Raw genomic sequence first — 12010 nt, forward strand, 5'->3', positions numbered from 1 at the left:
ACACTACCCCGGTCGAATCGTTTCGTCAAAAGCAGATCCGCGCCCTGCTGGGAATCGGGAACGTTTTGCAGATTTCCACTGGGATTCCGGTTTGACGCTATTTGGAACCGTTCTCGCAGAATCCAGCTGTTCGGAAGTTTGTTACGATTTTTAAAATCCATTCGATACCGGTCGAGTGTTTTACGTATCTGATATCTGTTATCGAACCGAAAACGATCGCTCTCTGCACGCATCAGTTGCTCTCGCTGATAATAGAGAAGATAGTCGCGTTCATTCTCTTCCGACCCGATAAACGCGAGCGTCTGAGCCAAAGGAATACTACCTGTCAAACGCGCTGCATCTACCCGGTCGCGAATAGGCAGAATGGTACTGTAACGATGCAGTGTTTTTTGCATGAGCGTAAGATCGTTGTTTCCCAATGCGACCGAAAGAACCATCCACGGCTCTACCCGGACCATTTCCCGAATATGAATATCGGCTTCTTCATACGCTCTGTTGCGCAGAAGCCAAAGAGTCTCGATATCCTCATACTCCCTTTTTGTGAGATAGGGTCTCGCCTTTTCGAGCTCGGTTTCGAACCGGTCGGCATTCAATACCTCCATGGCAGTTCTCAGCCACATATCGAGAAAATGATCGTCCCGCCAAAGTGAAGGATCTGCAGCGGCCTCTTTCGACAAACTGTAATAAAGCCTCACTATCTGCCGTTTGTAAAGTTCAAGGCGCCCCTGTAATTGAAACAGATACGCTTCGCTCGCTGCCTCTTCTTTTCCTTTGTTTTTTTGGAATTTCTCCATTTTTTTCATATAAAAACGAGCTCTGTCACTCTGTTGCAACTGCATATGCGCAGCAACTATTGCCGGTAGAAGCTCCCTGGAAGGTTCACCCTTTTTTTCGATATCGTGAAGCAACTTTTCAAGCTCTCTGTCACGCTGCATATCATGGTATGCCCATAATAGTTGTGCAATCGTTTCAAGATTCTCCGGGTCGAGGCTATAGGCTTTTTTCAAATGAACCAGTGCCTTTTCAACACTTCCCATCCTTTGCAAATATCCGGCCAATATCAAGTGGTATGTAGGTTCTCGGAGAAGTTCCATGCCGAAAGGCAAACGTTTGGCATCCTCTAAAAGAACACCGAGCTCTCGATCGTCATGCATTACGAGTGTAAGATACGCTGCTATATAGAAATACCGTTTTGTTCCGAAACGTTTCAAAGCTTTTTTCGCCGATTCGAATGCCACTTTGGGATTTTTTTTGCCATATTCGAGAATGACACGATCGTAATCCTCTTCATTGGCTTTATCCATTCGAATCAGCCGTAAAGAAGCCTCCGCAGCCGTATCGTACCGTCCGACCAACCACCCAAGATCACTTATTTTACGGTCATAGGCAACCGAGTCGATCTCTGCATCCGGATGGGCATGGCGTAAAGTGATAAGTACATCATACGCTCGAACGGGCCGACGGGTAATGAGATAGTAATATGAAAGAAGTTCCGCACCACGGGAAGTCTCGATACCCACTTTTTCCAATTTTTCCACAATTTTACCGGCTGTTGCCACATCACCCATATTCAAAGAGATCTGCAAAGCGTCCAATAGCCGCTGTCGATCATCGGGATGGGCTTTCCAGGCATCTATCAAGAGATCTCTCGCCTTTTCCGGTTCACCTACCTGTTCATAGAGAAAGGACAACGTTTCGAGATCTTTTTCCTGATGGGTCTGACGATATCGTTCCAACACCAAGGGCAGTGCCGCTTCATATTGATAGTCTTCGAGTGCATAACGGATGAGTCGATCACGATATTTGGCATCTTTTGTCATTCGGTAAAGTTTTTTCAAATATCGAATCGCTGCTTCACTCTCTCCTCGCCAAAGAGCCACTTTGGCCGCTCTTTCCAGCCATTTACGATTTTCGGGATATCGTCGGAGTGCCAGTTCGATGCTCTTTTGGGCATTCACCAAATCACCGCTGTAGACGAAACTTTCATACATTTTATCCAGTAACGAAACCTCTCGGTTTTTCGATCCGGTACCGTTTTGGGAATCATGACTTGTATCATTCGTCGTTTCAGAAAGGATCATCCCCTTATGACTCATGCGATAGGCTTTTGGATCACAATTGACTATGAAGGCAGTTTTGAAACTTTTTCGATAATATGGCAGCCACCTCTTTCGCGTGGTTTCCAATGAAGAATAACAACCACACCGCACCGTAACGTAATCTCCGACCACCTTTTCATAACATTCATTCTTCAAGTTTTCCATCTCGAGTCTCTTCTGCCGATCGAGAGGCCAACTGGCCACTTGGACAGAAAAGAGACCTTTGAAATTCTCCTCTGCCAACACTGATACAAAGGAAGCAAGGAAGAGTATAAGAAGAAACAGCCTGCCTCTCATCGACCATACCTATTCAACAGTTTCAACGAATAGCGTCTTGCCTCTTCCACCCGACCCGCTTTCAAATAGAGCTCCAAAATTTTCTTCGCCTCTTTTTCATTGGAGAGAAAACGCCCCTCATATTTTTTGGCCAGTATGACGGCATCGTCATAACGACCACCCCATATCAAGACGTCGAGCGCTTTGAAAAGGTAGTGATTCTCTTTGGTTACGGCAAATAGCTGCAGATAGACATCGGCAGCGCGACGGTAGAATCTATTCATCAGATAGTATTCGGCCAGCATCGTCATCTTTTCTCGATACCTGCCCGGATTCTCTTCGAAAGTACCGATCCATCGATCGTGTAACGCAATCAGCGCCTCCATCGCAAATTTCGCGGTATCCTTTTCTTTGGCTGTCATGGCCGTATAATAAAGATTTTCCAGAATTTCCACATTTTTTGGATATTTGGCGGCCATTCTTTTCAATATCTCCATGCGGATGCGGGGTGATTCCACGAACCAACTCTCATTAAGCCAGTATTTCAAATCCTGATCGGCATCGCCTTCCTTCACGATCTGCCATATCAAAGTTCGCAGTTTTTTCATGAGTGTCTGCCTGGCCTCTGTATCGCTCGTAGAAAAATAGAGGTGTTTGAGAATTTCGTATCGCAATTTCTGCGCCCGTAATCTATCGGAAGGATTGGTAGAAACTTCCAACGCTCTCAATGTATGCTCTGCCAGATCGTATTTGCCCTGATGAATCAAGACATCGACGAATCGAAAAAGAAGATCGCTGTTTTTGGGTTCCAACCGTATGAGGTTTCGAAGATAGGCTTCCGTCAGATCGTAGTTGCTCTTTTCGCTCAACAGAAGTTTTTCGAAGACATCGCGTGAATGGAGCAGACCGAGAATCGTCGAAAAAAAGAGGATGATCAACACTATCTCTTTCAATGAAACGACGCGCACCCGCGTATCGTGATCAGGGACAAAGGACATCGACATTCGCCTCTCGATTGGTTTTGAAAGAAAATTTCATGGTGGAGCCTGAACGAAAAATTTTATCGGGTCTGGGTCGTATCTTCACCTGACATTCCGGTGCGATATGCCAGAAACTGCTCAATGGCACATGTGCAGCCAGCGTCATCGAAACCCCACGCTCTTTTTTAAGATATTTCTTTATTCGTCCGTTGGATGCGTCGATTGCATATGGGGGAGGTTGTGAAGAAATTTTCAGATACACCCTGTCACGCCCATCGAAAGCCACATAGGTTACATTGCGTTCCTGATGGTATCCGACACATCCCTGACTTAGTGAAATATCGGGATACACCTCTCCATCGAAACGCAACGTCCGTACAGTATCCATGCCTGCCGCGATCCATCCATCGTGAGAATCTTTCGCGATGGATGCGATATAAAAGTCCATCGCTTTGGGGATATACTCTGTCGTATAAATAGGTAGAGTCGGCTGTTTCGTTGCCCAGTCGAACACTTTTTTCAATGCACGAAGAGACGCCCTCTTGGAACCGGAATAGAAGTGGTAATAAATATCGATCGGTTTGAACCGTCGTGGCGCATCGGTCATCTGGTAAGTTTGAATCGCTTTTTGAAAACCCCAGTAGGGTCCGTGAAATTCGTTGGTGTAGACATTTTCGTTTTGTTCACCTGTATATATCTGATAATATCGCCCCTTCTCGATACCGAAAGGAGAGACCAGACTGAGCCAGGGATGATCTCTCGTGATATAGGTATCGCCTCCGTTCATATTGAGTAAATCATAACGGTACACATAGGCCAATACTTTTTCAGGAGGAGCACAATCGCCACTCCAAAATACGGTTCTGGCGGGTGGTTTTCCCTCGGGGAGAAGTTTTTTTGTGATAAATTCCAAAGAACCTCGTAGTTCATAATCCAATGAAAATCTATACCCGGGAATATCGAGTCGATATTTTCGATCCAGATCGCCTTTTTCATCTATCTTTCCCCACTCGAAAGGATGGCTGAAAGTATGGGTGGCCGCTTCCACGTAAGGAATCGCATATATACTTCGGGCCAGGGCCATCAGCTCTTTCGATTTCTCCGGATAGAGACCGTTCGGGGCTATCTCCCCCACAACGACGGAAATGGAGTGGGGAATTTTATATTTCGCCAATATTTCGTCCCGAATCACTGCTCCGGAGTACTTTTTGTTCCATTCGGCCCGATTCATGATACCGTCTCCATCCAGATGGGTAAAAAGAAGTCTACGGCCGTTTTCGGTCGTAGGATCGGCGACAGGCAGCGATAAGAGACCGAGGTACTCACGAAACAGTTTGAAGGGATCTGCAGTCCATATAAGAAACTTGTCGTTTTTCAACAAATAGCTTTCATGGAGTATAAATCCCCCCCATGGCATTTTCGAGGCAAGCGTATTGTTTTGTCCGCAACCGTCTTTATAGACAAAAGTGGGTTCACTCCCTTCTCCTGTTTCATAAAGGAGATCGTGACGTCTGAGCGGAACCGGTATCTCGAAATGGTGTCCATGGTCTTCTACGATATCGAAACCGTTTTCATGGCATCTATTGGAAGTCAATTCGATTCCGAGTTCACTCAAGTTCTGTCGATTGACTTCGAAAGGCCAATCTCTCAATATGAGAGTCTTCAGCCCTCGTTTGGCATATTTTTTTATCCATTGAATCACCCGAGAGGCATCCTCTTCCGGTCGATCCACCTGAATGACGATGCCGGCATACATATCTTCTAGGTGGCCATCCGGCAATCCCTCTCTAATATCCCGAACGACGGGACGATAACCCATATATTCCAAAGGCAAAGAGTCAAACAGATGAACACCCGCCTCGTCTATGGCGATATCGGTTCCATTGTAGAGCATCAATACATCTCTTTTCAAAACCTTGTATACGGTTTGACCGTATCGCGTCAGATCTTTGTCGGCGATATAGGGAATCATCCCTTTTTCCATTGCTTTTCGAACCGTTTCGTCCGCTTCCCTCGAAAAAGGATCTTCCAGATATTCCAAATCTATGATAGGAATATCGTAACGACGCACTTTTTCCAACTGAGCATCCAACCATTCGCGATCTCTCTTCTGCGTCGCGGTATACACCAAATCTTTTCTCGTCAGAGTATGAAAGTACGATTCGAACAATACAGCGTCAATATCGTCATGAACACGATCTATGACGTCGAACCCCCTGTTAATGATGATTCCGACATCGGGATATTGTTTTTTGATCGCTTTGATCAGTGCGACGATACCGTCTTCGTAGATACGATGGCTTTTCCGATCAACACAGATACGAAAAGCGTCGAGAGTATCCAGAAAAAAGTTTTTTAAACCTTTTCTGTATAGTGGTTCGATAATTCGATCAAGCAGAAATTTTCTATAATCCCTATTGGAAATATCGGTGACGACACTGGACCAGGTTTCGTTTTTCCCGATCTTCCACTCCTCTTTTACCTGTTTGAACAATCGATGTCGACGATGCACTTCACCTATGCTCACATAACCGTAAATACGATCTTTATATCTTTTGAAACCGTGGGTATGTGTATCGAGATGGGAAGTTTCCAAAATGATAAAGTCATGCACACCAAGCATTGGCCAGCTGATATGTTCTCCATAGTATACGATCGCACTTTTTTGTGATGAAGCCCAACTTCCGAGTGCGAAAACTATAAATACGAGGCTAACGTAGCATAAACGTTTCATAATCCATATTCTCCATTACTTTTTCCAAAACCCATAATCCGAGAGAAAAAACGATCAACAGTGAAACGGCGTAGCCGTATCCAAACCATGATGGTCCCATATAGATCGTCTGCCATGTAAGAAATGCGTTTAGAATGAAAAACAGAATGGACAACCACATCGCTTCCGACCTGCGATCCAGGTAGAAAAGAATGGCAAGAACCGACATGAAACCCAACTGCAAAAGTGCGCCGACAGTCAAAACGAAAAAGAGATCCAGATAGATCATCGGTATTTTCAAAGTATGAAAGATAGAGGGAGCCACCAAAAAAATGATGATATCTATAATCCCCTGATAGACGATAATTTCACGCATCGCATGGCGGATGGTCGTAGCCATCTCATTCCTGTATTCCTCGATCAGCGCCAATGTTCCATCTTTCCGAACCGCTTCGAAATACTTGTCGTACCATTCGGCAAAATCGGACTCCAGCCGATAAAAGAAGATCGCCATACCTGGAATGATGGAAAGATATGCCATAAAAATCGGTAGATCGTATACGACAGAGGCGTTGACTTTTCCTATGACGGCATGACCTGTCAGAGGGTGATACCAGAAAATAAACTTGTCGATCCAGGTACCGAGGTTATAAAAAAGACCTGCCAAACCGAGCTTCCAATAGAATTTTTTACGATCGAAAAAACGAAAATGCATAAACTCTTTGGAATCGTATTCCAAGGCAATAAACGACATCAGCAAAGCCAGCAGCAATACATTCCCTACGATGAATATGATCAAAAGTGTCTGAAGATCGGCGGGGATCAGATAGGAAAACAGTACGATCAAACCATAACTGACAAAATAGGCGAGAACCACTCCTTTGAAAAATTTCAGGCTCGTCGCCAAGACATTGGAGATCCAGACGGCACAGAGAACCAAAAAGACTGTCACCACTTCCATTTTGAACAGAGTCGATTCCAATGGAAACGCATAGGTGACAAGCATCCAAATAATAGGAACACCGGTTAACCACACGATAAAAAGTGTACCGAAATAGCTAGATAGTACATCCTGCTTGCGTCCCGCGAAGATCGTATCCGCCACATATCTGGTATAGGGAAGTTGAACGGTACCGGTAATGATTAGACTGGAAGCCAAAGCGATGGCATAGGTAATGACCACCTGGAACTGCACCGTCTGCTCCATCGTGGACATGGCGGTGATATTAATGAAACCTACGAGAATGATGGCCAAAATGGAGATGACCCAGGGACCGGAACTGAGTATTCCCGAGTAGGCATACATTTTTCCGAGTGAAAGGAGACTTCCTTTCTTCAGTACTTTCCTGAGTTCAAATCCGATACCGGCCATTATCGTTTCTCCAAAAGAGTATCGTAGATTTCTTCATATCGCTGTAGAAACGTTTCTTGTCTGTAGTACTTGTTCACCCTTTTCAATCCGGTCTTCTGGGCATTTTTCCAGAGTGCACCATTGGTCAAAAAAGTGTAATACGCCTGGGCCAATTCCGAAGGATTGGCAATTTGCGTCACACTTCCGGCTTTTCCCAGAGCCACATCCTCTTCGTCGACACCACCCTCGATCAGATCACGACAACTTCCCACATCTGTAGCGACACATGGCACTCCCGCTGCAAAACCTTCCAAAATCACCAGAGGCATTCCCTCACTGATGGAGGTCAACGTCAAAAGACCGGTTTTTGGGAGAATCTCACGAATATTTTGAAAACCAAGAAATTTGACACAGGATGAAAGTTTCAGAGCTTCCACCATTTGGTGACACTCTTTGGCGTATTCGGGATCTTCATCTTCCGGACCGACGATCCATCCCTCTACACCATCGATTCTATCAGCCAAAATCCGCATAGCACGTATAAATGTTTTAATGTCCTTGATGGAAACGACCCGGCCAATCAATGTCACGACGTATGGGGTGTCTTCACTACGTTTTTCTACAAGCGTTCCCAAGCCATCTGCATCTACGCCATTCGGTACGACTCGTGTCTTCTCTTTCGGTGCGCCGAAAGCTTGTTGGACCATCTGTGCTCCACGATAGAGAGAAAAAATCAACTCGGCACGATGATAGGCCATTCCCGCTATTTTTTCGAAAAAACCTATCCAAAGCTCTTTGATGTAATTCATCTCTTCGCTTTCGGAAATTAGAGTCAATTTGTGATAACTGATCCAATCTGCTGTTAACAGGTCTATTTTTCTCTCACGTGTATAGATACCATGCTCTGTTAAAATAAAAGGAATACTTTTTTGATAACTGGCCAATGTTCCTATCAACCCTGCATACCCGGTAGAAGGTGAATGCAAAATTTCTATTTCCGGAAAATCATGTACGATTCCAGCAATGATCCAAATGGGCTGATGCATATTTCTTACACTCCAAAAATAGTCGATAAAAGGCATATCTTCAGCTTTTTCATAATATTTTTTTCGTATAAATTCCCACGACTTTTTGGCATGGAGAAAATGGCCGAACGTAACTCTCTTTTCAAAAAACTCTTCAGAATGCAACAACGAGGGGAGACTGTTTTCCTGATATTCAAAATTTTCGTGAAGTTTCTCTATCTCCCCAAAAGCATCTTTATCGATATGAAGCAATTTTTTTCGGGGTTTTTGACTATCGTCAAATAGATAATGAATCTCTACATGAACAAGATTGTCTGGGAAATCGTACTGTATATCATCGTAATCATGAGGGTTCGAACCGATAAAACAGATACCGAAACGTTTGTCAGGCAATCCCTTGATCAATTGATGAATCCAGGAAGAAACTCCACCTTTGACATAAGGATATGTACCTTCGCCTATCAGCATGATATCGACCCGGGCACTTCTTCTTAAATAAAAAGCCACCCGACTACCTTTCCATCCATAGATCCACCACAGAACTCAAAGGTATGCTGTAATGGAGGTTTTCATATTGGCTCAACAGTGCTTTAGTCGTTCTGTAATTTCCTTTTGTATAAAAAATTTCCGCCAGATAAGGAGCCACGAATCCATAACGATCGGGATCCAATTCCAAAGCCATGGAAAACTCCGCTTGCGCAGAAAAATAGTTTTTTCGATATAAATTGATCTTTCCTCGTAAAATATGCATGGGGATGTCTTCAAATCTATATTTGAGAACGAAAGAGATCATCTCTTCGGACTCTTTCATAAGAAATTCCCGCAAAACGTCATCTACAAGTTCGAAGTAAACCAGATCCCAATATAGCATTGCCAACTGTTTCGCTACATCGATTTTACGATTTAGATTTTCAGCCTCTTCATAAAGATTTCTGTAACGGTTAATCTCTTCATTGATACGTTTTTCCATTTTATCGATGATGGAAAAACCAAAAAGTCTCACTTCATCGTTGCGATCACTCAGAGCATGCCTGATAATGGCCAGTCTATGTCTGTTGATATCGTTTTCCATAGCTGCCAATGCCCGTAACTTCATATTTACAGGAGCATGCCTGTTTTTCATCATCAGCATCATAGCTCCTTCACCAAAACGCCGTTTCGTAACAGGGAAAGAGAGATAAAGAACTCCCATGTCGATCATTTTTACATCGACACTCTCTTTTTTGACAGGTTTGTATTTCAGCAATAGAACGATCCACAATGAAAACAGCACACCTATAATGGGAAGAGCAACACCTACAACAAAAAAAAACATGCCGATATATTTTATTTGATTCGGATATCTTTTTTTCAACATCGAAATGGCAAATAACGCATTGAAAAAAGCGAGAGAAAATATCCCAGTCAACCAAAATAGAGAATCATTCGGCATGACTGTCTTCCGTCAGATATGTTTGAAGGAGATCGAGATTTTTCATTGTAAAAACTGAGTGGGGACAGATATCGATTTTTTTCTGTTGGAGTATCGACCTGAGACGTTCAACATACCCTTCCACCACAGCTTTATCGGAAAAAGGAAAAAGCAGAATATTGATCCGTTCGGAAGAGGGTTTTTCGATCACTTCAAAAATATCCAGGGAGCGGAGATTTTTTTCTATCTCCTGTTCAAGCACAAGCCTTTTTATCTCCTCCTCACAATGGAAAACGATAATGGCTGAAGAGAGTCCAAACTGCTTTTCTATCGTTTCCAGTCGTTGCAATTCGAAACGGAATCTATCCGATCCATAGGTAAAAGAGAAAGAACTTTTCAATAAAACTTCACGGCGATGCACTTCGAAAGCGAAATAATCGAGTAAAATTGCCAAAGAGACCAGATTGTCCTTGTTGAAAGACATAAACGGCATCTCTTTGATACATAAAAATCCTGTTACTTCATCGTTTACCAATGCAGGAATGACCGCGATATAGTCGGTTTCGAGATCGGTGGATTCAGGAATAAAAATCGGTTCTTTTCTGTCAATAGCTTCTTCCACAAGCGGATCGTTCATGGAAAATATCATATCTTCCTGGCCGGCCACCGTCTCGAATTTCCCTTTCTTTTTCCATACGACTATTGCACTGGTAACTGAAAAATTGTTTTTCAGAAGGGTAAGAAAAAATTCGAAACTCCTCTGTGGGTTTTCACGATATTGCGCTTGAATTTCGGCAATGGCGTTTCTGAGACTCATCGGTTTGACCACATAATTTTTTTCCAATTGATCATGTGAAATCTTCAACATATAAAACGTGTTACTCAATTCGTCAAACTTCGCTCGCAGATAATCTTCAGTCGCACTTTTCGATCGTAAGGTCCGAAACCAATACGCATGGAATTCACAAAGTAGTAGCATCAATACAGAATCCACTAAAAAAAGATCCAATGGAAACTCGCGATAAAACACCCACATTCCCAATCCCATATAGACAAGAAAAGGCAATCCTCCGCCATAACCATAATAGAGTGAAACGATTGCGAGCACGATCAATGGAATTGGAAGTGGTGTATGAACGAAACAGGGATCAGAGGTATGAAAATAGTGAGAAAGAATGCAAAAAAGTGCTGCTATGAGAGTCGTTTCGAAAAATGCTCTTATACTCCATCCGCCTGAGTGTTGCACAATATTTATCCTAATATATAAAATTGTTTTATCAAAAACCCTGAAATCTGTCGATTGTCACCATACATTTTGTTTTTCTTATACTGTGCAACAGTAAAAAATATTTGTTTCACGAAAGTGACAACTACTTCTCTATCATATCTTCGATCAGTTCATGAGCTGTCACACCGATAGATTCGTTACCCCAATCACTGGCGGAAGCGGTGCCACTCCAAACTATTTTCGCTGTTTCATTGTCGTAGATTGTCATTCGCAGACTGACCGCCGGTTCACCATCTATCCCCGTCTTATATCGCCATTCGCTCACACCTCCGGTAAGAAGATAACGAGAGTGGTATTGGCTGTCAGGTTTTAGAATCTCCTTCCTATTACACGCCCCAAATCTTTTATCTCCAATGATTTGAACTTGATAACCCTTGGCGGAAAGAATACCTTCTACCAAATTAGCCGCACGCATACCGGCATCAGGAGTATCCGTGTAGTTTTGAAAAGGACATATCGCAATCGAGCGATTAGCACTCTTCTCTCCACCGTTTTGGAGTTTAGGAAATCCACCTGGCGATACACTCATTTGAACTTTGGAACAACCTTCGAAGAGAAAAGTGGTCATCAATAATGAAATCCAAAAGACATAACTTTTCAATAGTACCCCTTTATGATATAAATCTTCCCAGCATATGCATTAAATGCAATATCAGCAATTTATGAGATTTTAATAATATTTATGGAAATAATACCAAAACAATGTTGAAAATTATTTTTATTTGGAAACAGAGTGTTGATTCAAATTTTTATCACTCTTCAAACCTGCTCTCAATTTGACAAACTTTTCAAATTTCCAAAGTTTTTTGGCTTCACGCACCTCTTTGCGGTCGACCGTCACGACCATCAGGGACTCCTTGTCCTCCA

At 43.2% G+C, this 12010-nt stretch carries 8 protein-coding genes; all 8 read right to left on the reverse strand.

The genetic code is table 11. The annotated features are described in order from the left end of the window. A partial coding sequence (locus Q1K24_RS07175; RefSeq protein ID WP_300368092.1) for a tetratricopeptide repeat protein occupies positions 1 to 1991 on the reverse strand: 1991 nt, incomplete at its 3' end. Between the two features lie 401 nt (positions 1992 to 2392). After that, positions 2393 to 3373 (reverse strand): tetratricopeptide repeat protein, encoded by a 981-nt coding sequence (locus Q1K24_RS07180; RefSeq protein WP_300368096.1) that lies wholly within the window; start codon positions 3371 to 3373, stop codon positions 2393 to 2395. Then, on the reverse strand, positions 3357 to 6089 hold the full coding sequence (locus Q1K24_RS07185; RefSeq protein WP_366903725.1) for an endo alpha-1,4 polygalactosaminidase: 2733 nt from the start codon (positions 6087 to 6089) through the stop codon (positions 3357 to 3359). Before Q1K24_RS07185 ends, Q1K24_RS07180 begins: the two co-directional genes overlap by 17 nt. Then, positions 6067 to 7440: an exopolysaccharide Pel transporter PelG gene (gene pelG, locus Q1K24_RS07190; protein WP_300368102.1), complete on the reverse strand. Its 1374-nt coding sequence runs from the start codon at positions 7438 to 7440 to the stop codon at positions 6067 to 6069. The genes Q1K24_RS07185 and pelG overlap by 23 nt, the downstream gene beginning before the upstream one ends. Next, entirely contained in the window at positions 7440 to 8951 is a 1512-nt protein-coding gene (gene pelF, locus Q1K24_RS07195; RefSeq protein ID WP_300368105.1) for a GT4 family glycosyltransferase PelF, read from the reverse strand. The genes pelG and pelF overlap by 1 nt, the downstream gene beginning before the upstream one ends. 4 nt (positions 8952 to 8955) lie before the next feature. Then, on the reverse strand, positions 8956 to 9876 hold the full coding sequence (locus tag Q1K24_RS07200) for a hypothetical protein (protein WP_300368108.1): 921 nt from the start codon (positions 9874 to 9876) through the stop codon (positions 8956 to 8958). Further along, positions 9866 to 11101 (reverse strand): PelD GGDEF domain-containing protein, encoded by a 1236-nt coding sequence (locus tag Q1K24_RS07205; RefSeq protein ID WP_300368111.1) that lies wholly within the window; start codon positions 11099 to 11101, stop codon positions 9866 to 9868. The genes Q1K24_RS07200 and Q1K24_RS07205 overlap by 11 nt, the downstream gene beginning before the upstream one ends. A 124-nt stretch (positions 11102 to 11225) precedes the next feature. Further along, positions 11226 to 11744: a hypothetical protein gene (locus tag Q1K24_RS07210; protein ID WP_300368114.1), complete on the reverse strand. Its 519-nt coding sequence runs from the start codon at positions 11742 to 11744 to the stop codon at positions 11226 to 11228. Between the last annotated feature and the right edge of the window lie 266 nt (positions 11745 to 12010).

The sequence above is a fragment of the Hydrogenimonas sp. genome, assembly GCF_029932565.1.
Classification (GTDB): Bacteria; Campylobacterota; Campylobacteria; order Campylobacterales; family Hydrogenimonadaceae; genus Hydrogenimonas.